This is a genomic window from Gordonia sp. PDNC005 (assembly GCF_016919385.1).
GTDB lineage: Bacteria > Actinomycetota > Actinomycetes > Mycobacteriales > Mycobacteriaceae > Gordonia.
In genome coordinates this window covers 2,838,227-2,860,704 of the sequence record NZ_CP070351.1, presented here as the reverse complement: position 1 = coordinate 2,860,704, position 22,478 = coordinate 2,838,227, and the positions used below count along the sequence as shown (strand labels likewise).

The 22,478-nt window shown below is 65.4% G+C and carries 24 protein-coding genes and 1 pseudogene; 16 read left to right on the top strand and 9 right to left on the bottom strand.

What is annotated here, in order from left to right:
• Position 1 precedes the first annotated feature (1 nt).
• On the top strand, positions 2–1,066 hold the full coding sequence (locus JVX90_RS13685; RefSeq protein WP_205329289.1) for a hypothetical protein: 1,065 nt from the start codon (positions 2–4) through the stop codon (positions 1,064–1,066).
• Here JVX90_RS13685 and JVX90_RS13680 read toward each other — a convergent pair.
• Positions 1,051–1,245 (bottom strand): hypothetical protein, encoded by a 195-nt coding sequence (locus JVX90_RS13680; RefSeq protein ID WP_205329288.1) that lies wholly within the window; start codon positions 1,243–1,245, stop codon positions 1,051–1,053. The two genes, JVX90_RS13685 and JVX90_RS13680, sit on opposite strands and share 16 nt — an antisense overlap.
• A gap of 100 nt (positions 1,246–1,345) precedes the next feature.
• Here JVX90_RS13680 and JVX90_RS13675 point away from each other — a divergent pair, with 100 nt between their 5' ends.
• From JVX90_RS13675 to JVX90_RS13665, 3 genes are read left to right on the top strand one after another with little or no spacing between them, the layout of a single operon-like run.
• Positions 1,346–2,368 (top strand): N-acetylmuramoyl-L-alanine amidase, encoded by a 1,023-nt coding sequence (locus JVX90_RS13675; RefSeq protein WP_205329287.1) that lies wholly within the window; start codon positions 1,346–1,348, stop codon positions 2,366–2,368.
• Entirely contained in the window at positions 2,365–2,568 is a 204-nt protein-coding gene (locus JVX90_RS13670) for a hypothetical protein (RefSeq protein ID WP_205329286.1), read from the top strand. The genes JVX90_RS13675 and JVX90_RS13670 overlap by 4 nt, the downstream gene beginning before the upstream one ends.
• Positions 2,532–3,008 carry a hypothetical protein gene (locus tag JVX90_RS13665; RefSeq protein ID WP_205329285.1) on the top strand — a complete coding sequence of 159 codons (477 nt, stop codon included), beginning with the start codon at positions 2,532–2,534 and terminating at the stop codon, positions 3,006–3,008. Before JVX90_RS13670 ends, JVX90_RS13665 begins: the two co-directional genes overlap by 37 nt.
• A gap of 569 nt (positions 3,009–3,577) precedes the next feature.
• On the opposite strand, the gene JVX90_RS13660 is transcribed toward JVX90_RS13665, so the two are convergent.
• The 3 genes from JVX90_RS13660 to JVX90_RS13650 form a co-directional block, all read right to left on the bottom strand.
• Positions 3,578–3,859 (bottom strand): hypothetical protein, encoded by a 282-nt coding sequence (locus JVX90_RS13660; protein WP_205329284.1) that lies wholly within the window; start codon positions 3,857–3,859, stop codon positions 3,578–3,580.
• Between the two features lie 697 nt (positions 3,860–4,556).
• Complete coding sequence (locus JVX90_RS13655; RefSeq protein ID WP_205329283.1) at positions 4,557–5,486, bottom strand: hypothetical protein; 930 nt, start codon at positions 5,484–5,486, stop codon at positions 4,557–4,559.
• 17 nt (positions 5,487–5,503) lie between these two features.
• Complete coding sequence (locus JVX90_RS13650) at positions 5,504–6,187, bottom strand: MspA family porin (protein ID WP_240193905.1); 684 nt, start codon at positions 6,185–6,187, stop codon at positions 5,504–5,506.
• Between the two features lie 288 nt (positions 6,188–6,475).
• On the opposite strand from JVX90_RS13650, the gene JVX90_RS13645 reads away from it, so the two are divergent.
• A complete protein-coding gene (locus JVX90_RS13645) occupies positions 6,476–6,670 on the top strand; it encodes a hypothetical protein (RefSeq protein ID WP_205329282.1) in 195 nt (64 codons plus the stop codon).
• Between the two features lie 3 nt (positions 6,671–6,673).
• Here JVX90_RS13645 and JVX90_RS13640 read toward each other — a convergent pair whose 3' ends face one another.
• Positions 6,674–7,261 carry a TetR/AcrR family transcriptional regulator gene (locus JVX90_RS13640; RefSeq protein WP_275889951.1) on the bottom strand — a complete coding sequence of 196 codons (588 nt, stop codon included), beginning with the start codon at positions 7,259–7,261 and terminating at the stop codon, positions 6,674–6,676.
• Positions 7,262–8,312: 1,051 nt separating this feature from the next.
• A pseudogene (locus JVX90_RS13630) lies at positions 8,313–9,101 on the bottom strand (AAA family ATPase); the annotation flags it as partial.
• Positions 9,102–9,217: 116 nt separating this feature from the next.
• Between JVX90_RS13630 and JVX90_RS13625 the strand changes: the two are divergent.
• Genes JVX90_RS13625 through JVX90_RS13600 form a run of 6 tightly spaced genes read left to right on the top strand, consistent with a single transcriptional unit; the run spans position 9,218 to position 12,265 of the window.
• A complete protein-coding gene (locus JVX90_RS13625; protein WP_240193904.1) occupies positions 9,218–9,547 on the top strand; it encodes a hypothetical protein in 330 nt (109 codons plus the stop codon).
• 5 nt (positions 9,548–9,552) lie between these two features.
• Entirely contained in the window at positions 9,553–9,933 is a 381-nt protein-coding gene (locus JVX90_RS13620) for a YbaB/EbfC family nucleoid-associated protein (RefSeq protein WP_205332424.1), read from the top strand.
• On the top strand, positions 9,930–10,235 hold the full coding sequence (locus JVX90_RS13615; protein WP_205329279.1) for a type VII secretion target: 306 nt from the start codon (positions 9,930–9,932) through the stop codon (positions 10,233–10,235). The genes JVX90_RS13620 and JVX90_RS13615 overlap by 4 nt, the downstream gene beginning before the upstream one ends.
• A gap of 41 nt (positions 10,236–10,276) precedes the next feature.
• Positions 10,277–11,590 carry a hypothetical protein gene (locus tag JVX90_RS13610; protein WP_205329278.1) on the top strand — a complete coding sequence of 438 codons (1,314 nt, stop codon included), beginning with the start codon at positions 10,277–10,279 and terminating at the stop codon, positions 11,588–11,590.
• 25 nt (positions 11,591–11,615) lie between these two features.
• On the top strand, positions 11,616–11,933 hold the full coding sequence (locus tag JVX90_RS13605; RefSeq protein ID WP_205329277.1) for a WXG100 family type VII secretion target: 318 nt from the start codon (positions 11,616–11,618) through the stop codon (positions 11,931–11,933).
• 32 nt (positions 11,934–11,965) lie between these two features.
• Positions 11,966–12,265, top strand: coding sequence for a WXG100 family type VII secretion target (locus JVX90_RS13600; protein ID WP_008375905.1), 300 nt, complete (start codon positions 11,966–11,968; stop codon positions 12,263–12,265).
• Positions 12,266–12,342: 77 nt separating this feature from the next.
• On the opposite strand, the gene JVX90_RS13595 is transcribed toward JVX90_RS13600, so the two are convergent.
• A complete protein-coding gene (locus JVX90_RS13595) occupies positions 12,343–12,999 on the bottom strand; it encodes a CE1759 family FMN reductase (protein WP_205329276.1) in 657 nt (218 codons plus the stop codon).
• Positions 12,996–14,129 (bottom strand): LLM class flavin-dependent oxidoreductase, encoded by a 1,134-nt coding sequence (locus JVX90_RS13590; protein ID WP_205329275.1) that lies wholly within the window; start codon positions 14,127–14,129, stop codon positions 12,996–12,998. The genes JVX90_RS13595 and JVX90_RS13590 overlap by 4 nt, the downstream gene beginning before the upstream one ends.
• 328 nt (positions 14,130–14,457) lie before the next feature.
• Between JVX90_RS13590 and JVX90_RS13585 the strand changes: the two genes are divergently transcribed.
• The gene (locus tag JVX90_RS13585) at positions 14,458–16,062 is read left to right on the top strand and encodes an amino acid permease (protein ID WP_205329274.1); all 1,605 of its coding nucleotides are present in this window, start codon (positions 14,458–14,460) and stop codon (positions 16,060–16,062) included.
• Between the two features lie 101 nt (positions 16,063–16,163).
• The gene (gene ahcY, locus JVX90_RS13580) at positions 16,164–17,636 is read left to right on the top strand and encodes an adenosylhomocysteinase (protein ID WP_205329273.1); all 1,473 of its coding nucleotides are present in this window, start codon (positions 16,164–16,166) and stop codon (positions 17,634–17,636) included.
• Positions 17,637–17,709: 73 nt separating this feature from the next.
• Here the strand turns inward: ahcY and JVX90_RS13575 are convergent, their stop codons facing one another.
• Positions 17,710–18,345, bottom strand: a complete 636-nt coding sequence (locus tag JVX90_RS13575; protein WP_205329272.1) for a dTMP kinase — start codon at positions 18,343–18,345, stop codon at positions 17,710–17,712.
• Between the two features lie 102 nt (positions 18,346–18,447).
• Between JVX90_RS13575 and mtrA the strand changes: the two genes are divergently transcribed.
• From mtrA to JVX90_RS13560, 3 genes are read left to right on the top strand one after another with little or no spacing between them, the layout of a single operon-like run.
• Positions 18,448–19,134 carry an MtrAB system response regulator MtrA gene (gene mtrA / locus JVX90_RS13570; RefSeq protein WP_205329271.1) on the top strand — a complete coding sequence of 229 codons (687 nt, stop codon included), beginning with the start codon at positions 18,448–18,450 and terminating at the stop codon, positions 19,132–19,134.
• Positions 19,131–20,741: an MtrAB system histidine kinase MtrB gene (mtrB, locus tag JVX90_RS13565; RefSeq protein ID WP_205329270.1), complete on the top strand. Its 1,611-nt coding sequence runs from the start codon at positions 19,131–19,133 to the stop codon at positions 20,739–20,741. Before mtrA ends, mtrB begins: the two co-directional genes overlap by 4 nt.
• Positions 20,738–22,465 carry an LpqB family beta-propeller domain-containing protein gene (locus JVX90_RS13560; RefSeq protein ID WP_205329269.1) on the top strand — a complete coding sequence of 576 codons (1,728 nt, stop codon included), beginning with the start codon at positions 20,738–20,740 and terminating at the stop codon, positions 22,463–22,465. Before mtrB ends, JVX90_RS13560 begins: the two co-directional genes overlap by 4 nt.
• The last annotated feature ends 13 nt before the right edge of the window (positions 22,466–22,478 follow it).

Below are 22,478 nucleotides of genomic sequence, written 5' to 3'. Positions count from 1 at the left end.
CATGGCGATCACCTATTTCGGTACCCAGGGCACTGTCACCGAGTCGACCGGTGCAGGGCGGTGGGCGCGCGCGGGTGTCCCGTTCATGGTCCGCACCCCGGACGATTTCAAGGTCACTGCGGTCACCGGCCTGCAGCGGACCGTCCAGGTCGCCGCCGGCAGTGCACTCGTCTGCGGCGTGTCGACCGTCGAGACCGCTGCCCGGCAGCTGCAGCTCGCCGCGAACACCGGCAGCCAGGTCCGCCTCGACCTGGTGGTCCTGCGGCTGGTGTGGGCGGGTCTCGGTGCGTCGACAGCGGTGCTCGACATCAAGCAGGGCACGCCGGGCGCGGTGAACCCGCCGACGCCGACCCGCACACCGGGCACCGTCTACGAGGCTCCGCTCGCCGTAGTGCGCGTAGCACCGAACACCGGTCAACTCACAGGGTCGGCGGTGTTCCCGATCGCCCCGTACGGCGGGAAGGGCGGCCCGCTGCACGCGCTGCAGGCGCAGTGGATTCAGCTGGTCGACGCACCGGTCGGCACCGAACTCGTCACGGACACGAACGCGTGGCGGTACTGCAGATTGGCCGACGGTTCGTGGTCGGTCATCGAGTCGAATCTGCAGCCGTGGTCGACGTGGACTCCGCAGCTCACGTCGGCGGGCGGCGGCAACATCGTTCTCGGGACGGGCGGCATCATGGTCGGCCGCTACAAGATCATCCGGAACATGCTGTACGGCGAGTTCGAGATCCGCAAAGGCACCTCTGGTTCGGACTTTCGGTGGGGAAACATCAGCGTCGCGCTGCCCGTCCCAGTCGGGACGGGCACGACGGACCGCTGGTGCCCGGCACATCTGGCGACCCCGGCGACCGGGCTCATGGACTGGCGAGCGCAGGTCCTGTGTTCGTCGGGGGCGACGTCGGGACTGATCTTCGCTGCGTTGTCGTCGGTGGATGTTCGCATGAGGGCGTGGCGGTCGGCGGCGTCGTCTCCGGCCCAGCCGGACACCGGGTACCCGCGCATCGTCAACCAGTACACGGAGGGCCTCGTAGTGACGGGCCAGCTCCGCTACATCGTCGACTGATCGCTGCCTGTCACTGAAATGATCCGGGCATCGGCAGATTCCTGCCACACGATGTCATCCCGCTTCGTATCGATCACTGCTTGGAACCCAAGTGCATCCTCGACGAGCTCGAACTGGTCGCCAAGGAAAGTCTCGGGGCCGTGCCGTGTGGTGATCGTCAACGTCTTCTCGCTAGTCACAGCCACCAACCGTATGTCGGCTTGACGTCTCAGTACAGCCAACAGCCGTCACAACTTGCCCTCGCAGACCGCGGGGGCTTTCGCGTTTCAGGAGGAAATCATGAGCAAGCCAACCTTCAGGTACCTCGAGTTGCTCGGGCCGAACCGCCAGTCGCGCAACGGTGCTCGAGTGCCGTACTTCTTGCTCCACACCGAGGAGGGATCGGCGACAGCGGAGAGCCTTGTCCGCAGCGGCAACAGTTCGGGTGCGTTCTCGTACCACTACATCGCGGACGACAGGACGCTAGTCGCGATGGTTGACACCGACTACGGCTCGTGGTCGGTCCTCGATGCCAACAACCGGTCAATCAACCTGTGCTTCGCCGGGTCTCGGGCTGCGCAGTCTCGCGAGGTGTGGCTGTCGAAGTTCCGTAACGCGATCCGCATTGCGGCGTGGACGTTCGCGCAGGACGCCAAGAAGTACCCCTACCTGCGGGCCGTCGTCCAGTCGCGCCCGTATCGCAAGGGTGACGTCGCGTGTATCAGCGACCACAACTTCGTCACCACGGTTCTCGGGATCGGCAACCACACAGATGTCGGCCCGAATTTCCCGTGGGACGTCTTCGAAGCCGATCTGCGCAGCTACCTCGCACCCGCCCCACCAGCGCCGGTGGTGAACCGCATCGACGAGTGCGCGGCGAAGAACGCGTGGCTCGGAGTCCGCGAGACGGTTGGCGAGAAGTCGACGCCTGATGGTCGCGGCCGATACGCCAAGTTTGCCGGCGGATACGTCTACTGGACCGCGGTGACAGGCGCATTCGCGATCCCGAACGCGATCTTCGAGACGTGGGGCGAGCACGGCTGGGAGAAGGTCTACGGCTACCCGGTGAACGTCGCGACCACGATTAACGGTGGCGTCATTCAGGCATTCGAGCGCGCCGTCATCTACCGGAAGGACGGCGAGGTCGGGCATCCGGTGGGCGGCGAGATCTTCAAGCGTTTCGCCCGTGATGGCTACGAGCCCGTGCTCGGTTGGCCTACGTCGGATGAGCGCGACAATGGGACCGGCGGACGCATCCAGGAGTTCGAGAAGGCCGACCTCGTGTGGGATCCGTCCGGTGTGTCGAAGGTCGTGAAGAAGTGAAGGTTCCTCGACTGACTCCCGCCAGACGCGCCCGGATCTACGTTCTGCTGACTGCGCTCGTCCCGCTCGCGGTCGCCTACGGGCTGATTGCCGACACGCAGGCATCGTTGTGGCTCGCCGTCGCTGCAGCGCTCCTCGGGTCGGGCGGTTCGACGATGGCCGCGTGGCACACACCGACCCTGAGCAAGGACCGCGAGTGATCGGCGCGTGGTCGGTGTGGGTTGCGGAGCAGGCCCAGGCTGACAGCGTCTTTGACCTCGTTGCTCGACTCATCGACAACGGCGCCGCACTGATTGCGGCGGCAGTCACTGGCGTCACCGCGATCGTGATCGCCCGAAAGGGCGGGGTCCGGCACGAAGAGACGGCGAAGCAAGTCGAGGAGCAGGCGAAGACGATCCGGGAGATCCGAGAGTCGACGGTCAACTCGCACCAGCGGCCGATGCGGTACGACCTCGACGACGTGTCCGACGCCGTCGGCGAGGTTAAGGCGCTCGTTGAGACGATCGGTGCGGAGGTCCGTGAGGATCGTGTGGCGCGGCGTGCGGGGGATCAAGCTCTCGCGGGTCGGCTCGACGAGCTCGCAGTCCGTCTGGATCGTCAGGACGCGATCGCGGCGAAGCATCACCCGGAGGATCAGTAGCGTCTCGCCGCTGTCGTGAACTGAAAAGCGCCCCAACCTCTTCGGAGGTTGGGGCGCTCTTCTGCGTTCAGAGTTCGTCAGTTAGCGTCGCGAGGTGCCACGCACGCGGCCAGATGGGAGCGTGCGTAGCGGAGAAGCGCGTCGCAGGCATTTGAAAGGTCATCCTTGGTCCACTCGCCTCCTGTGTTGATAGCGAGCACTACCTCGGAGACGTACTCGGCAGCGAGTAGAACGTCCTGCGCAGTCTCGGCAGACGGCCCCGTCATCATTGCGCGGGATGCTGAGTCATACAGTCTTGCGTACGATTCAGTGAATCCACTCTCGCCGGATCGCGTTGTTCGCGAAGCCGCCGCGGCTACCTCTCCTGCGGAGGACACCAGGTCCGCGTTGGCGCGGTCACGCGCTTCTGCGACTGCGCGCGCATCCGCCTCTATCCGTAGAGCGGCCTCCGCGTCCCTACGGATCTTGCCGTCGAGCCACGTTCCTCCGAACGATGCGCCGCCACCTACGAGGCCGCCAAGTACCGCAGCTAGACCTGGGCCGATCTCCCACATACAAGTGACCTCTGACTAAGCGTGGAAGTAGTGGTTCGGGCTGACCGCGAGGTAGATCGTGTAGATGTACATCGTGACCCAGCCGAGCAGGATGTGCTTGATGAGGGAATGGCCCTGTTGCTGGCGGACGTACTGGGCACCGCTGGCGGCCTGCTGGACGGGCTGCTGGTAGACGGACTGGGCGTAGCCCTGCGACGGGTAGGGCTGCTGGTAGCCCTGCTGCGGCGGAACGTAACCGGGCTGGGGTGCGTAGCCCTGCGGTTGCTGCTGGTACGGATTGGGCTGAGGTGCGGTCATATCCGGAGGATCGCCGCGAAGCGGCGCAGAGTTACCGATTCCATCGCGAATCGTATAAACGATGGAATCGGGCAGCATTGGACGACACATGCTTTGCACCGTGAATCTGGCATGCGCGAATCGTGCAACGGCACCGGCGCGATGGGTGTCGATTTCGCGCCGCGCACGAGGTACAGCTGATCCTCACCACGTGAATTTGGTGCGCCCCCGCCCTTTTGAAGGCGGGGGCTTGCCCGTCGCCCGGACCGATTTAACCTTCTACGCCCGCTTGTCCTGGCGCCTTTAGTCTCTCGTCGTACCAGCCAATCGGCACGCTCCACACGGTCAGTCGTCCAGGACGGAGCTTCCGTAGATCATCGAGCTCGGTGACGCAACGCGACGCCGCGTCAAGGTTATCGAAGGCACCTAGTAGCTCCGGCGCATAGTGTGGGCCCCAACCTGGGACCTCAAGGTCCTGCGTAGGGCCATCACCGAGAACCAGGTGGATGACTTGCCCTCGCACGAGTGGAGATTCTGGCGGTGTCCGTACGACATCGATAAATTCCGTCCAGCATTCTATGTCGTCATGCTCAACTGCCGCGGCAATTCGAGTCGCATCGTCGACATCGGCCGCCAAACCGGCGAGTACTTCTTCGAAGTTCCTCGAGTTTCGCGCGAAAATCACTCGAATTCGAGGGTCGATATAGTCTTTTGTCATCTATACCTCGCAGTCAAACTTGGATTCGTTTGTTATGACCTTCGCATACATAGGTTTGGCTCGGCCAGGAATCTTGATCATCCCAATTGTCTCGCCTTTGAAGCTTGTCCCCACGACTCCGTTGCATCTGAAGATTACGTTCTGCTGATATAGTCTATTCGAGTTTGTTGCGTCGTCGGGGGTAGGGTTGCCGCTCAGGAGATTTACATTTAGCCACATCGTGTAGTAGCTGTAGTAGAGTCTACTCGTATGCTCAATCCTCTCCATGGGATACGAGCACTCGGTAAGAGACTTGAATCCGAGCAGCCGAGGGTCGCCATCAATCCGTGTCTTGGTGCGAATATGGACATTCTGGGGACTAAGAACGCAGGGGCCGTACTCAATCGCACCATTTGCCACGTGGTTTTCGATGTCCTTGAAGAACTGCCGTGCCTCCGCTAGTGAGTTCGCAAAGATGTACCTCATCGGTTTCCCGATGAGCGTGTCCATCTTATTCTGTCCCGGCTTCTGCGAGATTGTCGGCTGGTTCGGGTCGACAGAGTTTTCGTGGTCATTGAGACTTGTCGGGGGGTTAAGTTTGGGTCCGTCGGTGCCCTTGTTGGGGGCATCTCGATCGGGTTCGTTGCTTTCGGGTGCCCCGGATTCATCGGAATTGGGTGTCGGACTTTGCGATGGTGCGGGCGGTGCCTGATTGTTGCTCTCGCCGCATTTATATGGAGTGGGTGGTTTCTGTCCGATCGCCTTCCATGCGTTATTGTACGCGGATGTCTCACGTTTGCACCGTTGCGCTGGAGTCTCGGCCGATGCTGGTGCAAGCTGCACGGCGAGGATTACTGCTGTCGCTAGCGCTGCAAATGCGATTAGCCAGGTCAGGCGACTTTTGGTTCTTTTCCGAGTGAGCTTCGGTCGGTAGTCGTCATTGCCGTTCATGTATTCGTCCTCCGCGGTTAGATGCGGCTGGTGGGGCCGTGGTCGTAGTAGACGTAGACGCCGGTGTCGGTGGTGACGCTGATTTTGGCGTAGGGGCGGACGCTGATGGGTCCGAGGGCGTTGGTGATGTTGAGTTCGATGCCGGACAGGACGATGTCGGCGGTCGGCTGGGTCAGGGCGATCTCGGCGAGGGTGACGGTGGTGATCTTGCCGGCGCCGACCTCGAACTCGAGATCCGCGGACGGGATGACGGTCGCTTCAGCACCGAGCTCGGCGCCGATCTCGCCGATCTTGCCGCCACCACCGGAACCCGAGATGGTGACCTCGGGTGCGATCTTGGCGTTCACTCCGCCGGTCAGCTTCAGCTCGGGGGTGTGGGCGGTGACTTTCACGCCGTTGGGCGCGACGGAGACGGGGTAGCCGATCTGGTAGCCGACCTCGACTGTTGCCCGAACGGTCTTGCCGTCGATGTTGCGAACCGCCGCGTGCACGTCCGAGGAGAGCAGTGCTTCGCCGGAGAACGGTGAGGAGTCCAGGGCGGGGATCTTCTTCGCTCGGAGCTTGGATGCGGTGAGGGTGATGTCGACGCCTTCACGTGTGTGATGCGTCCGGGCGTCGGCAGGTCCGGCGAGCAAACTTGAGGCCAACGCGAACGCGGCGATGACAGCAAGGACGAGTGGTGTCGCGATACGACGCAACATAGGTGACCCCCAAAGTCAGAACAGGCCAATCGGCCTGTGTAACAACCGCTCCCAAATCGGCGATACTCATTGCAGATCTGGTGTGCGGTGGAAGCACTGTGCTTCCGTACGTGATTTCACCTGTTTGGTAATCGCTAAGCAAACTCTTGTCCGGAAGTCTCCGCAAACGTCCAGCTCAGCTATTGTTTCCATTTGTCCGGTCCGGACACGGACTGTGGTCCGTTTCTCTCAGGGCGGCCCATTTCGGACATTTGGACGCATGTGCTGAGTCGCCGTAGGCTCGGGAACATGATCGACGTCGAGCTCGACAGAGGGCCCCACGACGGACGTCACCACACTGCCCTCGCTAGCGATGCCGTCCTCCGCATCCCCGCCGTCAACCGTCACGCCGACGAGACGATGCCCGACATCACCTATGACGTCTACCGGCGGCTCGGCCGAGAGAATGACGGACGCCTCGTCTTCGAGCGCGAACCTTCCTGACTTTCACAAGGTTCGAGTTTCCGACTTCGGGATCGGGCCTGGCTCGGACCCCTCCAGGACGCGCAGGATCATTCTCAATTCCCGGTTCGCCCAATCTTGGACGTCGGTTCTTTCGGCGAATGGCCGTGTGCTGAGGCTGGTGAGGAGGAGGGAGTGGGTTACTCGTACCATCGCGTCGGCCAGTGTCCGTGCTTCGTCCGGCTCAAGTTCAGTTCGTCGTTCGACGTGTCCGGCTAGGTAGGTGACTGAGAGCTCAAACGTGGGTTCCGCTGAGATTGTCAGGGAGCGCAGCACAACGTCCGGGTTTCGGTCGAACTCGGCCATGAGTAGCGGGTGTGCGTAGAACGCCCAAAAGATCTCGGTGAACCCTTCAAGTAGGCAGTGGGTCACGTCGTCGATGTTGGCGACGGTCGCGTCGACCCGGTCGAATACTGCCCGTGCCTCGCGATCGAGAGTGGAGCTAATTAGCTGGTCCTTCTTCGGCCACAGGCGGTAGATGGTCATGTGCGACACCCCAGCCCGGCGCGCGATCGCTGCTACTGAAGCGTGTCGTGAGCCGAACGCGATCAGTGCCGCTAGTGCCGCGTCCATGACGTGCGAGCGTGTCGCCTCTGCCGAAACTTCTTCCATAACCCGATGTTACCGTGTTACGGTTCGGGCAACTTTATAACAGGAGGCGTTATGGCTGGCCCGACTATCGATCGCAAACGCACAGTGCCGATCGACGAAGACTTCGAGCGTTACCTTGGAACGATGCTCCTAGCCCCGTTTGGAGGGGCATTCCTTGACCAGGTTGTACTCGACGATGTGAGCGCAGGCGTCGAGTGGAGCGGGCGGTTCCGCCTAGACCCGTATGGGCGAGCGCTGAGGACAGGGGCTGTGGACCTTGTGTACTTCGGCGGAGATGCGGAAGCTCGATCTCGGACCGGAGAATGGCTCCGCCGGGCGCACGAAGACGTCCACGGAACCCACGATGGTGTGCGCTTCAGTGCCCTCCGTCCGGACGCGTGGAACTGGATCATCAAGAGTGCGCTCCACCTGTATTTGCACGCTTACCCGGTCATCACTGGTGATCCACTCACCGCGAACCGCGCTGAACAGCTGTACCAGTACTTGCTCTACAAGGTCGACGACCTCATGCTTCCGGCGCAGCGGGACCGGTTCCCGCGCACCGTCGAGGAGTTCACTGACGACTATGCGCACACCCTCGCTACGCGTGCGATTGCCACCGTCACGTTGGAGCGCGAATCGAGGCGGCTAATTGCTCCTCCTGCACCTCCTGGACTGCCCAGAGTTCTCCGCCCCGGTTGGACGATTGCTCGTCCGCTGATCTCCCGCGTCGTCGTCGCTTGCTCCTTCGGTGTCACCGATGGTCGAGTGCGCAACTTGTCGGCCGTTGATTGGTCGGCTGCTAACGAACGAGACTTCCAGCGAGCTCGACGCATCCTGCCCCTGCTTTATCGGCTTCCGCGTCGTCTCACGATGCACCCTCTCGCTTATCACAGCTTCCGGGCTCGGCGACTGACGGAGGTGTTGGAATCAACACGATTGTCGGACTTCAGACCTGATCAGGCGCCTTCGGGCGGTTCGGGCTGCCCGTTCTAGGTGGCCTTGCGTGAGAACATGACTGTTCACGATGAAACATTCCGGTACCGCAGTCGGTCAGAATGATGTTGTAGAACCGCTGGAGGATCGCCATCACACCGGGGTACTCGACGTCGTTGAAGGCCTCTGCGGCGGCGGGATCTCGTTCGGAGGCGAGTACCTCGAGGCGGCTGGGCGCCTGAGACGTGTGGGCTCGGACGTCCGAGTAGCGGGCGACCACCGGATCGGCGAGCAGGTCGCGGACCGTCGACGCCGTTTGCGTCGGGACGCGCTGCGCGAGCGTTCCGAGATCGGGATTGGCGTCGACGGCGATCACCCGGTCACCGCGAAGTGACGCGAACGTCGATCCCAGTCCCACCGTCGTGGTGGTCTTGCCGACGCCGCCCTTGAGTGACAGGACAGCGATGCGGTAATCGCCGCGGACGGGTTGCCGGACGCGTTCCAGCAGGTCGCGGTACTCGAGATCGGCAGGCGACTCGCCGGGGTTGACTGCGCCTGCGGTGAGTGTGTGGACCGCACGCCGCCAGCCGTGTCCGGGTGCACGACGAGCCTTTCGAATCAGCCCGACTTCGTCGAGAGTCGGCCCCATGGGGCCGCGTTGCACCGGCGAGGGCGAGACGGGCCGGGGGACGGGACGTACCGGCGGCGGGATGGGCGGCGCGACGAGCGGGACCGGAGTCGCCGGTGGGGGAATGATCCCGGACAGATCGATCTCGCCGGGCGCGAATCCGTGGTCGACCGTGCGTGTCGGATGTGATGTCGCAGGCTGGAGCCAGGGCGGGGTCTGCGGGTCGTAGCCTGTCGGCGGGCTCTGGTCGGTAGTCATCGATCCCCCTGGGTGCGTGAACGCGGGCAGTGCCGGAACGGTACACCCGCGCAAACACGACATGCCCGTAGAAAACGAAATGGAACCGAAATCGCGTTTCGTGCGTCTGACCTTTCATGGGGACCAGAAACGACAACAGCGAGGGTGCCGACGGCTTGACGACGGTCAGGTCGCGCGGCGGCGGCATCGGCGTCACGTGCACCTCGACCGGGCTGCCCGTCGCGATCAAGCTCGAACCCGCGCAGTGCAGACGAGAGCCGGACGCATTGGCGGCCGACATCCTCGCCTTGTGCCGGTTCGCGGGCCTCACCGCGGGCGTCCGCAGGCGCGCTGCGCTCACTGAGCAAGGTGTCCCCGACGAGACGCTGGCGCTGCTCGGACTGCCCTCGCGCGCCGACCTCGTCGCATCCGAAGAACGACTCGACGCCGGAGGAACACAACGGTGATCACGATGGACGAGGTCCAGCAGAGGGCCGAAAGACAGCTTCAGGCACTTGAAGGAGTGCACGCTCGCCTGAACGCGCTCACCATCACCGAGACGAGCGACGACGGCCGTGTCACGGTCGACGTCGACGTGACCGGCGCGATGACCGGTCTGACGCTGCTTCCCGGGGCCGGGAACAGCCAACCGGCGGCCTTGGCCGATCTCATCGTGCGCACCGCCGTACGGGCGGCCACCAAGGTGTTCACCGAACGAGCCGACATCATGACCGACTTCGTCGCGGACTTCGCCGAACTCACCGGGACGGACGCACTGGGCGTGTCGATGGAACCGGACGGCGATTCCGTGCGTCCAACCTTGCAAGAACCCAAGTCGGAGGAGCGAGCATGAACGGACAGGTGCACGTGGTGCCGGCGGCACTCGAGGCTTTCGGATCGACCTCGGCTGCGCTCGGCGCGACGACAGCGGGCGCGGCAGCCGCCGAGGTAGCACAGGCCGCCGCGATGACAGCCGCGTTCGGGCTGATCGGCCAGGAGTTCCTCGCGGCGTACGCCGTCGCCGAAGCGAACCACCTGCTGGCCGTCGGCCAGGTCGCTGCCGTCCACTCCGCGACCGCAGCGGCTGCGGCGGCCGGCCTGGCGAACTTCACCGCGACGGATGGCGCCGCCGGTGCCGGATTGGCGCCCCGATGATCTGCGACGAGCAGTCCGACAGAGCGTTCACTGTCGGGGACGTGCTCGCACCGTCAGGGATCACCGCGCTTCTCGATCGTCCGGTGACCGACGTGCTCGACGACCTCGGCCTGAACCCGACGCCGGCACCGCTGCAGGTTCGATTTCCCGACTTGCCGGGGATCGAGCTGCCTGCATTGCCGATCATCCCGGGACTCGACCCCGCTGCACTGGTCAAACCGATCATCGACCTGCTCGCGACCTTCGGAACCGGCAGACTCGCCGGGCCCGGAAACCCAGTCGAGTCGCTGACCAGCCTTTCCGGGATGCTGGAGGGCGGTGCGGCGGCCCTGATGAAGGCGATCTCCGCGGTGGACGGCCACTGGTTGGGCACGGCTGCGACCGCGGCGATCGGAAAGGCCGCGAGCACCGCCGCCGAGTCGGGTCTCATCGCGACGCAGGGGACGTCGATGGCGGGCGACGTCACCGTCGCAGCCGGGATCGTCGGGGCGGGGATGACCGCGCTGCAAGGAGTGGTCGCGAAGACCGTGGGCCTGCTCGTCGCGACCGCGCCGACCTTGGCGACGCCGCCCGGTCAGCTGGCCGCATTGGGGATCGCCGCGGACGGACTCGCTCAAGGGCTCGCGATCGTGGCAGCGACCCGCGCGCAACTGGCGGCGCCGACCGCAAAGCTCGCCGCGACCGGGAAACCGGTGCCGGTGGGGAAGGTCCCGACACCCGGAGGTGTGCCGTCGGGGGACGCACTCTCCGGGTTGCTCGGAAAAGCCGGACCGCTCATCTCCGCGGGGCTGTCGGTCGTCGGCTCGATGCTCGGCGGGACGCCGGGAACGGCCCCTACTGGGCCGCCGGCCACCGAGACCAAGGCCGCGTGCTGCTCGTCGTGCACGCCGTCGACGGGGACACAGCCGCCATCACCGCAGCCGCTATCACCGCAGTCGACAACAACGCCGTCGACGACCCAGCCGGGGACGGTCAAACCGGCATCGCTCGGCTCTGCCCCCGCCGTCCCGTCCGGCTCGACGCCGTCGGTGAGCGTGCCGGACCAACCGATACGGCTCGCCGACTGTCCGACGACCAGCAACGCGACCATGTCGACCGAACCTGCCGTGCCGCAGTCGACGGTGTCCACGGTGTCGTCGACTGACACCGGCGGTGTCCCGATGACTCCGTTGACCGCGGCGGGCACGGCACGCCCGGTCGACTCGCCGACGATGCGGCAGGTCCACACGATCAACGCGGAACCGCCCATCTCCACGTCTGACGCCGATCTGGCCGCGCTTCTCGCGCAGCCGTTCGGCGCCGACGTCGACCTCCGGCTCGTCGCCGGGGACACAGACTTCGCCGAATCCGTCTGATCCGGCGCACAGGAAAGGAACACACATGACCACCGGACTCAACGTCGACGTCGGCGCCTCTCAGGCGTCTGCGACGTCCATCAAGGGGATCGTCGCCGAGATGCAGGGGATCATCAGCCGGATTCAGTCGTCGGCGGGTAACGGCGTAAGCACCTGGAGCGGGCGAGCGTCGACCTCTTTCGAAGGCTCGCACACCGATTGGCACGGGACCGCAACCAGACTGCAGCAGGCGCTCGACGAGATCGAGACCAAACTGACGAGCGGCTTCCGCGGGTACGACGATCAGGACGCGTCCGCGGCCGCCTTCGTCGGCGGGTCGACCGGCTCCACGATCAGCATCTGACAACAGCCAACACGACAAGGGGAGGAAGAAGAATGAGCACAGGGGGAGTGATCCGCTACGACTTCGCCGGACTGGACACGCTGTCGGGGGATCTGCGTGGGCAGTTTCAGCGTCTTGAAGAGCTGTCGGGGCAGCTCAAGCGGCAGGTGACCGCGTTGGCGAGCCACTGGGACTCAGGCGGAGCCGCGTCGTACCAGCAGGCCCAGGTCCAGTGGGACCGGCTGTTCGCCGACGCCAGGGCGCAGCTCGACGGGCTCGGCGTCGGAGTGTCGAAGGCGGCGTCGCACATGCGTGACACCGACGTCCGCGTAGGTCGTTCGTTCAGCGCATGACCGAGACGCTGCGGTGTGCGGACGAGGGGTACGTGCACCGCAGCGTGTCGGGGATGATCGGCGATCGCGATACGGGGTCAGTCGCCGGTGTGGCCCTGCAGGAGCGTCGCGAAGTCGGTGACTGGTCCGAGGTCGGTTGTGCTTCCACTGCGCCGCGGCGCAGCGCCGACATCCGTCGGCCCGCCGAAGCCTGCCACGGAGCCGCTTGCGACCAGTCGCGCGGCGAGTTCGGCTCCTGCGCGGCTGATCCGGCCGCCCAACTCCGGTGACCCGAAATCTCCCGTTGCGGCGAAAGTGCCGGTCGGCAGGACGTCGGCACGCAGGTACGCGAGCAGCGGGCGGATGGCGTGATCGATCACGAGTGAGTGCCTCGCGGTGCCCGCGGTCGCTGCGGCCAACACCGGGACGCCGGTCAGGGCGTCCGGATCAAGGACGTCGAAGAACATCTTGAAGATGCCGCTGTACGACGCCGCGAACACGGGGGTCGCCACGATGAGGCCGTCGGCCTCGGCGATGAGGTCTTGCGCCGCGCGCACCTTGGGCGTCATCACGCCGGAGGTGACGGCGGTCGCCAGATCGCCCGCGAGGGACGCGACGTCGATGTAGTCGATCTCAACGTTCTCGCCGCGTGCGGACACCGCGGCCGTCACCGCACCTGCCAGCTGCTCGGCGAGCAGACGCGTCGACGACGCAGCGGACACACCCGCGTTGACGACGACAACCCGCCGACTCATGCCTGTGCTCCCGCGGTGAGGTTCTGCGACGGGATCACCTTGTGGAACGGGCTGTCCGGGCCTGCCTCGACGAGCGCGGCGTGGCTCGGCGGATCGGACGGCACATGGGCCGGACGACGACTCTCGAACTCGGCCCGCAGCGTCGGGACCACCTCTCGCCCGAGCATCTCGATCTGCTCGAGGACCTGCTCCAGCGGCAGACCCGCATGATCGAGCAGGAACAGCTGTCGCTGGTAGTCACCCGCGTAGTCGGCGAAACTCAGTGTCTTCTCGATCACCATCTCCGGAGTGCCGACGGTCAACGGCGTCATATCCGTGAAGTCCTCCATCGAGGGGCCGTGCCCGTAGACCGGAGCGTTGTCGAAGTATGGGCGGAACCGTCGCTTGGCCTCGGCTTCGGTCTCCGCCATGAACACCTGGCCGCCGAGTCCGACGATCGCCTGGTCTGCCGATCCGTGGCCGTAGTGCTCGAATCGCTGCCGGTACAGATTCACCATCTGCTCGGTGTGCTCCTTGTTCCAGAAGATGTTGTTGTGGAAGAACCCGTCACCGTAGAACGCGGCCTGCTCGGCGATCTCCGGTGAGCGGATCGACCCGTGCCAGACGAACGGCGGGGTGCCGTCCAATGGAGCGGGCGTCGACGTGTAGCCCTGCAGGGGAGTGCGGAATTCACCCTCCCAGTCGACGACCTTCTCGCGCCACAGGCGACGGAGCAGGTGGTAGTTCTCGATGGCGAGCGGGATGCCCTTGCGGATGTCTTTGCCGAACCACGGGTACACGGGGCCGGTGTTGCCGCGGCCCAGCGTCAGATCGACGCGGCCGTCGGCCAAATGCTGCAGCATCGCGAAGTCCTCGGCGATCTTCACCGGGTCGTTCGTGGTGATCAGGGTCGTCGCGGTAGAGAGCTGGAGGCGCTCGGTGCGTGCGGCGATCCAGCCGAGCATCGTCGTCGGGGAACTCGGGACGAACGGCGGGTTGTGGTGCTCACCGGTCGCGAACACGTCGAGGCCCACCTCTTCGGCCTTCAGCGCGATCGCCGTCATCGCCTTGATGCGCTCGTGCTCGCTGACCGTGACGCCGGTTGTGGGGTCGGCGGTCACGTCGCCGACGCTGAAGATGCCGAACTGCATGGGACTTCTCGCTCTCTCACGTTCCGCCGCCTGTCGCGCCGGTCTCGACCATGGTAACCGGACCGTGGTCCGTTTAATTCCGAAGGGTTTCTCTTGCGCCGCGTCTGCGCTCGAATACTGTTGTCAGACATCAGAGTTCGCGATGTGGCCTGCCGTGGCGGGTCGATGCGATAGGTTCTCCATCACCGAGAAGTATGAGAGGGGTCACAGTCATGGCGAAATCGACGTCGACTGCCGAACGACGACGCACCATCGCCGTCGATTCGACGGCCCCGTCTCACGTCCGGTCTGCAACAGCTTTCCGTACCAGTGAAACGAGGAAAACACAGTGAGCAACCCGATGTTCCGGGTGAAGTCGGTCGAGCAATCGATGGCCGACACCGACGAGCCCGACACAAAGCTCAAGAAAGATCTGACGTCCTGGGACCTCACCGTGTTCGGCGTCGCCGTCGTCGTCGGCGCCGGCATCTTCACGCTGACCGCTCGCACTGCGGGCAACGTCGCGGGACCCGCCGTCTCGTTGGCGTTTGTCCTCGCCGCTATCGCGTGTGCCCTCGCCGCCCTTTGTTATGCCGAGTTCGCGTCGACAGTTCCGGTGGCAGGTTCGGCGTACACCTTCTCCTATGCCACGTTCGGCGAGTTCATCGCCTGGATCATCGGCTGGGACCTGATCCTCGAGTTCGCGCTGGCGGCGTCCGTCGTCGCGAAGGGCTGGTCTCATTATCTGAACGAATTCCTCTGTCTGATCGCGGACCGCGACCCCATGACGTATTCGTTCACCGTCCTGAAGTTCGGCAACGGTGACGGCACCGGCGCGTTCGAGAGCTTCGACTGGGGTGCGGTGGTGCTGATCGCGGCCCTGACCACGCTGCTGGTGCTCGGCACCAAGATCTCGTCTGTGGTGTCGCTCATCTTCACCGCGATCAAGGTGTCCGTGGTGCTGCTGGTGATCATCGTCGGCTCGTTCTACATCTCCAAGGACAACTACTCCCCGTACATTCCGCCGTCAGAGCCCAAGGGCGAGGGCGGCGCATCCGGCCTCCACCAGACGTTGTTCTCCATGATGACCGGCGGCGAAGGCTCCAACTTCGGCTGGTACGGCCTGCTCGCTGCGGCGTCGCTCGTGTTCTTCGCGTTCATCGGCTTCGACGTCGTCGCCACCACGGCGGAGGAGACCAAGGACCCGCAGCGTTCGCTGCCTCGAGGCATCCTCGGATCGCTCGCGATCGTCACCGTCCTCTACGTCGGCGTCACACTCGTCCTCACCGGCATGGTCAAGTACACCAAGCTGGCGGGTGAGAACGCCACGCTCGCCACGGCATTCGGCGAGCACGGCATCACCTGGGCGCAGTGGCTGATCGTCATCGGCGCGCTCTCCGGCCTCACGACCGTTGTGATGGTCATGCTCCTGGGGCAGACGCGCGTCGGGTTCGCGATGGCACGCGACGGACTGTTCCCGCGTGGCCTCGCCAAGACCGGCAGTCGCGGCACCCCGGTCCGCATCACCCTCATCGTCGGAGGCGTCTCGGCGTTCCTCGCGGGCTTCCTGCCGATCGGCGAACTCGAAGAGATGGTCAACATCGGCACCCTCTTCGCCTTCGTGCTGGTCTGCGTCGGTGTGGTCGTCCTGCGACGCACTCGTCCGGACCTCAAGCGCGGGTTCCGTGTCCCGTTCGTCCCGGTGGTCCCCATCCTCGCGGTCCTCGCCTGCGCCTGGCTGATGATCAACCTGAGTGCCTTCACCTGGATCCGGTTCCTGATCTGGATGGTGATCGGCGTGGTCGTCTACCTGGCCTACGGCGCACGGCACTCGGTCCTCGGCATGCGCGAACGGATGGAACTGCCCGGATACGCACCGGTTGGCGCTCCGGGAGCCGGCGCCGCGGATTCGCCGAGCCCGGACCCGACGAAGTCGTCAGGCGACGACTCCTGACGTAGCCTCGTCGAGAGAAACAACGACCGTACCGGTCGCCCGAGGTGGGCGACCGGTACCGTCGTTCGAGACGTAAAGACTTCACGATCGAGAGGGATCAGATGACCGCGCCTTCGGACGCTTTGACCAGCGAGACCATCAACGGGATCGAGTTCAAGGTCGCCGACCTGTCGCTCCACGAGTACGGCCGCAAGGAGATCCGCCTCGCCGAGCACGAGATGCCCGGCCTGATGGAACTGCGCCGCGAGTACGCCGACGTCGCACCGCTCAAGGGCGCCCGGATCTCCGGTTCGTTGCACATGACCGTGCAGACCGCCGTCCTCATCGAGACCCTCACCGCGCTCGGCGCCGAGGTCCGCTGGGCGTCGTGCAACATCTTCTCCACCCAGGACCACGCGGCCGCAGCCATCGTAGTCGGCCCGCACGGCACCCCGGACGAGCCCAAGGGCGTCCCGGTGTTCGCGTGGAAGGGCGAGACCCTCGAGGAGTACTGGTGGGCCGCTGAGCGCATGCTCACCTGGGACGGCGAGCCGGCCAACATGATCCTCGACGACGGCGGCGACGCCACCATGCTGGTGCTGCGCGGCGCCGAGTTCGAGAAGGCGGGCGTCGTCCCGCCGATCGACGACAGCCACCCGGCCGAGTACAAGGTGTTCCTGGAACTGCTGCGCAAGTCGCTCGCCGAGGACGCAGGCAAGTGGACGGCCGTGTCGGAGTCGGTGCAGGGCGTCACCGAGGAGACCACCACCGGTGTCCTGCGCCTGTACCAGTTCGCCGCCGCAGGCGACCTGAGCTTCCCGGCGATCAACGTCAACGACTCGGTCACCAAGAGCAAGTTCGACAACAAGTACGGCACCCGGCACTCGCTGATCGACGGCATCAACCGCGGCACCGACGTCCTCATCGGCGGCAAGAAGGTGCTGATCTGCGGCTACGGCGACGTGGGCAAGGGCTGCGCCGAGTCGCTCGCCGGGCAGGGCGCGCGCGTCCAGGTGACCGAGGTCGATCCGATCAACGCGCTGCAGGCGCTCATGGACGGCTTCGACGTCGTGACTGTCGAAGACGCGATCTCGAACGCCGACATCGTCATCACTTCGACCGGCAACCTCGGCATCATCACGTTCGACCACATGAAGCAGATGAAGAACCAGGCCATCCTGGGCAACATCGGCCACTTCGACAATGAGATCGACATGGCGGGGCTCGAGTCCGCCGAGGGCCTCACGCGTATCAACATCAAGCCGCAGGTGGACCAGTGGGTGTTCCCCGACGGCAAGTCGATCATCGTGCTGTCCGAGGGTCGCCTCCTGAACCTCGGCAACGCCACCGGTCACCCGTCGTTCGTGATGAGCAACAGCTTCTCGAACCAGGTCATCGCTCAGATCGAGCTGTGGACCAAGAACGACGAGTACGACAACGAGGTGTACCGCCTCCCCAAGCACCTCGATGAGAAGGTCGCGCGCATCCACGTCGAAGCCCTCGGAGGCACGCTCACCAAACTCACCAAGGAGCAGGCGGAGTACATCGGCGTCGACGTCGAAGGACCGTACAAGCCGGAGCACTACCGCTACTGACAGTCAGCGCAGAACGCCCCGCCTGGACTCGCTTCCGGGCGGGGCGTTCTGCGTCTGGAGCCTCGGGCACGTCCTAGTCGAGCAGCGACATGACGGCCGCGACGGCGTCGTCGTCGGCCGCATGCGACCAGTCCGACATCCAGTTCGTCCGAGCGAGACCGGTGTAGGCGCGGTACACGGCGGTCTGCAGGTCGCCGTCGCGTTCGTAATGGTCGACGGGGCGGTCGGCGTCGGATGCGGCCCGGCCGGAGGCGCGTGCCATCGCGACCTCGGGAGGGACGCCGAGCAACAGCTGATGGTCGGGGACGGGGACGCGGAATCGACCGAACTCGAGGTCGGAGACCCAGCCGACAACGGCCGACGACTCGACCTCTTCGCCGAGCCTGGCCGCACTGTAGGCGGCGTTCGACGCGACGTACCGATCGCAGATGACGAGGTCGTGCTCACGGCACGAGGCCTTCAACGCGGCACCGGCCGCCGCGCGGTCGAGGGCGAACAGCAACGCCATCGCGTAGACGCTGTCCCTGAGGTCGCCGTGCTCGCCGTGCAGGGCCTCAGACGCGAGATCGGCCGTGATCGATTCACCGTAGCGAGGAAAGGTGAAGGTCGTGGTTCGCGCGCCCTGCTCCTGTGCGGCTGCGTGAATGCGCCCGACAATCGTCTGCTTGCCCGCTCCGTCCAAGCCTTCGATCGCCACCAGAATGCCCACGCGGCACAGTGTACGACCCGATCGGCGGCCCGTGGCGGAGGCGACTACCGGGGTGGGCCGGTGCGTGTCGGAACACCATCGGCGGGGCGGGAGGTGACACCATTGATCCTCATGAAGCCACGCGTCCTGGTCGTCGACGACGACGCCGCCCTCGCCGAGATGCTGACCATCGTGCTTCGCAACGAGGGGTTCGAACCGTTTGTGGTGGGCGACGGCACGCAGGCGCTGACCGCGGTGCGCGAAGTACGCCCCGATCTGGTCCTGCTCGACCTCATGCTGCCCGGCATGAACGGAATCGACGTCTGCCGGGTCCTCCGTGCCGATTCCGGCGTCCCCATCGTCATGCTGACCGCGAAGTCGGACACCGTCGACGTCGTCCTCGGCCTCGAGTCCGGTGCCGACGACTACATGGTGAAGCCGTTCAAGCCGAAGGAACTCGTCGCTCGCATCAGGGCTCGGCTCCGGCGCACCGAGGATGAGCCCGCCGAACTCCTCTCGATCGGCCCCGTCGAGATCGACGTCCCTGCGCACAAGGTGACCCGCGACGGCACGTTGATCTCTCTGACACCGCTCGAGTTCGACCTTCTCGTCGCTCTGGCCCGCAAGCCGCGCCAGGTGTTCACCCGCGACGTGCTGCTCGAACAGGTGTGGGGCTACCGGCATCCGGCCGACACCCGGCTCGTGAACGTTCACGTGCAGCGTCTCCGCGCGAAGGTGGAGATCGACCCCGAGAAGCCTGAGATCGTGCTCACGGTGAGAGGAGTCGGCTACAAGGCCGGCCCGCCATGAGCGGTCGTCGCCGGTTGAACCGGCTTGTTATCAGCACCCAACGCGCGGCCGGCTCGATCGGCCGCGCGTTCGGTTCCCTCTGGTCCCGTTCGCTCCAACTGAGGGTCGTCGTGTCGACGCTCGCGTTGTCGTTTGTGGTGCTGTTGATCCTCGGCTTCCTGCTGATCAGCCAGATCACCGGCCGCCTCCTCGACGCGAAGCAGGCCGCGGCGACCGAAGAGGTCGACCGGGCGCGTGGCATCGTCGAGCGGGTCCTGTCGTCGAGCGACACCAACTCGTCCCAGCAGAACGCTATGGCCAGGGCGCGGTCGCTGCTCTCCGACAGCGATGCCGAGTCGGGATCCGGCGCCTCGGGGATCGGCACATTCGACAGTGTGCTCACCGTCAGCAAGAAAGGGGCGGCGAGCGACGAACTGTCGGTCGGCCCGGTCCGCGAAGTGCCGAAGGGGCTGCAGTCGATGGTCGGCGGCGGGCAGGTCGCGTATCAGTACACCTCCGTCGAACGGAACGGCGACACCGTTCCAGCGTTGGTCGTCGGCACACCCGTCGAGACTCCGATGCAGGGACTCGAGTTGTATCTAGTCTTTCCACTGTCCGGCGAGCAGAACACCGTCAACCTCGTCCGCGGCACGCTCTTCGCGGGTGGAGTCGTCCTCCTCGGCCTGCTCGCCGCGATCGCCTGGCTGGTGTCGAGGCAGGTCATCGCGCCGCTGCGCGCGGCGTCGCGGATCGCCGTGCGGTTCGCGGACGGACGTCTCACCGAACGCATGCCGGTGCACGGCGATGACGAGTTCGCGCGACTCGCGGTCAGCTTCAACGACATGGCCGAGAGCCTGTCGAAGCAGATCACTCACCTCGAGGAGTTCGGCGGGCTGCAGCGGCAGTTCACCAGCGATGTCAGCCACGAGCTGCGCACACCGCTGACCACCGTGCAGATGGCCGCCGACATCCTCTACGAAAGCCGGGACGACTTCGAACCGATGCAGCGGCGTTCCGTCGAGCTGATGTCGAAAGAGCTCGAACGTTTCGAGATGCTCCTCACCGAACTCCTCGAGATCTCTCGGCACGACGCGGGCATGGCCGATCTCGCAGCCGAACGGATGGACATGGCGATCCCGATCGACGGCGCAGTCTCCACCGTCACGCACCTCGCGAAGGAGTCGGGCACCGAGCTCGTCATCAACCTGCCGTCCGAACCGGTGTTCGCCGAGATCGACCCGCGCCGCGTGGAACGAGTCCTGCGCAACCTGCTGGCCAACGCCATCGACCACGGCGAACATAAGCCGATCACTCTCACGATGCGGTCCGACGGCGACGCGGTCGCCGTCACCGTCCGCGATCAGGGCATCGGTCTGCGGCCCGGTGAGGAGAAACTCGTGTTCAACCGGTTCTGGCGATCCGATCCGTCGCGGGTCCGCCGATCCGGTGGCACCGGCCTGGGATTGGCGATCAGCATCGAAGACGCCAGGCTCCACGCGGGCAGACTCGAAGCGTGGGGCGAGCCGGGGGTCGGCTCGTGCTTCCGGCTGACCCTTCCCCTCGTGCGTGGGCACAAACTGCTCGGCAGTCCGCTGCCGCTGAAACCATCCTCGGAGGTGCAGCGATGACCGCCGGCCACCGGAGGATCCTCGCGCTGCTGCTCGTCTTGACGACGCTGCTGACGGGCTGCGTGGCCATCCCCGACGATTCCGCGCCCCAACCCATCGAGGCGTTCAGCCGCAAGGATCCGCTGAACGCGGCGCCCGCGCCACGTCGATCGGACGATCCAGAGACGTTGGCCCGCAATTTCGTGCGCGCGATGGCCGATCCGACCGCAGGGCACAAGGCCGCGCGAAAGTACCTGACCGCCGCCGCCTCGGCGAAGTGGGACGACCAGGGCGACATGACGATCGTCGACAACATCAGCGTGGTGGTCGACGAACGCACGGAGAGCGCCGTCAGGCTCCGCATCACCGCAGATCAAGTAGGAACCCTCAGTCCCTCGGGTCAGCTCCTGCCGGCGTCGGGGACCATGGTGATCCCGCTGTCGATGTCCAGGACGGCGTCGGGTTGGCGGATCGACGGCGACCTCCCGCGAGGGGTCATCACCGACAACGCCCAGTTCCTCACCGCGTACCGCCGGGCAGACCTCTACTTCCCCGACCGCACGATGAAGCGGCTCGTCACCGATCCCCGCTGGACCTTCGGGCCGACGCCTCAGGCGAGCGACCTGGTGACGCTGTTGATGCGCGGCCCGTCGCCCGATCTGACCGGAGCCGTCGGGACCGGCGCGGACAAGGGGGCGACGCTGGCCGCGCCGGTCGCCACCGACTCGGAGTCGGTGACCGTCGACCTCGGCAACGTCACGGACACGGATACCGGGAACCGGACGGTCCTCGCCGCACAGATCGTCTGGACCCTCGACGCGGCCGGGGTCAGCGGCACGTACAACATCAACGCCGACGGTGCGCCTCTGGTGGCCGATCAGGACGGCGGCTGGCGGACAGCCGACGTCCGGTCCTTCGAACCCGACGCCGAACAGACGACTCAACCGGTGCTGCATCTCATCCGAAACGGCGCCCTGGTGCGGTCGACGGGCCAGCGGTACGTCCCCGTCCCGGGGCCGCTCGGCGCCACGCGCGACGTTCGTCTCGCCGCGATCACCGGTGATCTGAGCAGAACGACAGCGGTTGTACAGCGCGGTGACCGGCAGTTTCTGGTGGAAGGCCCATACGGGGCGGTGCCCGCAGATGTGACGTCGGGCCGGACGATCACGTCGCCGTCGTTCGGTGCGGGCGGCGCCACCGGCTATGCGATCGTCGACGGCCGCCCCGTCCAATGGTCTCGCGACGCCGGCGGTGTCGCCAGGTCGGGTGTCATCGATGTCAGTGCGGTCTCGGACGCCGCGCCGGGGGAGATCACGTCGATGAACGTGGCCCCCGACGGTGTGCGCGTGGCTCTTGTCGTCGGTGGGAGACCGCTGCTGGCCGTGGTGTCCACCAACGAACGAGGCGTGCCGTCGTTGACCGGTGTCCGGCCTGCGGCCATCGACATCGACACTGCCGTCCTGGACATCACCTGGGCCACGTCGAGTGTGTTGTACGTGATCCGCAGCGGCGACGACACTCCGGTGATGCGGATCTCGATCGCGGGCGGCGCGTCGTCCGGTCTCGTCGGCGGCAACCTGAAGCCGCCGCTGAGCGCGATCGCAGCGTCGTCGCGCAGCGTCTTCGTCACGGACTCGCGAGGTGTGCTGCAACTCGGCACCGACTCGTCGCGACCGGACCAGTACTGGACGAGCGTCGGCACGTCGATCCCGGCGGGCACCGTCCCGGTGGTCCCGGCCGGCTGACCTCCTGTGGACA

Excerpts from the sequence above, each read along its gene's own strand:
- JVX90_RS13685 (WP_205329289.1), top strand. The coding sequence starts at position 2 with ATGGCGATCACCTATTTCGGTACCCAGGGCACTGTCACCGAGTCGACC.
- JVX90_RS13675 (WP_205329287.1), top strand. The coding sequence starts at position 1,346 with ATGAGCAAGCCAACCTTCAGGTACCTCGAGTTGCTCGGGCCGAACCGC.
- JVX90_RS13660 (WP_205329284.1), bottom strand. The coding sequence starts at position 3,859 with ATGACCGCACCTCAGCCCAATCCGTACCAGCAGCAACCGCAGGGCTAC.
- JVX90_RS13655 (WP_205329283.1), bottom strand. The coding sequence starts at position 5,486 with ATGAACGGCAATGACGACTACCGACCGAAGCTCACTCGGAAAAGAACC.
- JVX90_RS13650 (WP_240193905.1), bottom strand. The coding sequence starts at position 6,187 with ATGTTGCGTCGTATCGCGACACCACTCGTCCTTGCTGTCATCGCCGCG.
- JVX90_RS13645 (WP_205329282.1), top strand. The coding sequence starts at position 6,476 with ATGATCGACGTCGAGCTCGACAGAGGGCCCCACGACGGACGTCACCAC.
- JVX90_RS13640 (WP_275889951.1), bottom strand. The coding sequence starts at position 7,261 with ATGGACGCGGCACTAGCGGCACTGATCGCGTTCGGCTCACGACACGCT.
- JVX90_RS13625 (WP_240193904.1), top strand. The coding sequence starts at position 9,218 with ATGGGGACCAGAAACGACAACAGCGAGGGTGCCGACGGCTTGACGACG.
- JVX90_RS13620 (WP_205332424.1), top strand. The coding sequence starts at position 9,553 with ATGGACGAGGTCCAGCAGAGGGCCGAAAGACAGCTTCAGGCACTTGAA.
- JVX90_RS13615 (WP_205329279.1), top strand. The coding sequence starts at position 9,930 with ATGAACGGACAGGTGCACGTGGTGCCGGCGGCACTCGAGGCTTTCGGA.
- JVX90_RS13605 (WP_205329277.1), top strand. The coding sequence starts at position 11,616 with ATGACCACCGGACTCAACGTCGACGTCGGCGCCTCTCAGGCGTCTGCG.
- JVX90_RS13600 (WP_008375905.1), top strand. The coding sequence starts at position 11,966 with ATGAGCACAGGGGGAGTGATCCGCTACGACTTCGCCGGACTGGACACG.
- JVX90_RS13595 (WP_205329276.1), bottom strand. The coding sequence starts at position 12,999 with ATGAGTCGGCGGGTTGTCGTCGTCAACGCGGGTGTGTCCGCTGCGTCG.
- JVX90_RS13590 (WP_205329275.1), bottom strand. The coding sequence starts at position 14,129 with ATGCAGTTCGGCATCTTCAGCGTCGGCGACGTGACCGCCGACCCCACA.
- ahcY (WP_205329273.1), top strand. The coding sequence starts at position 16,164 with ATGACCGCGCCTTCGGACGCTTTGACCAGCGAGACCATCAACGGGATC.
- mtrB (WP_205329270.1), top strand. The coding sequence starts at position 19,131 with ATGAGCGGTCGTCGCCGGTTGAACCGGCTTGTTATCAGCACCCAACGC.
- JVX90_RS13560 (WP_205329269.1), top strand. The coding sequence starts at position 20,738 with ATGACCGCCGGCCACCGGAGGATCCTCGCGCTGCTGCTCGTCTTGACG.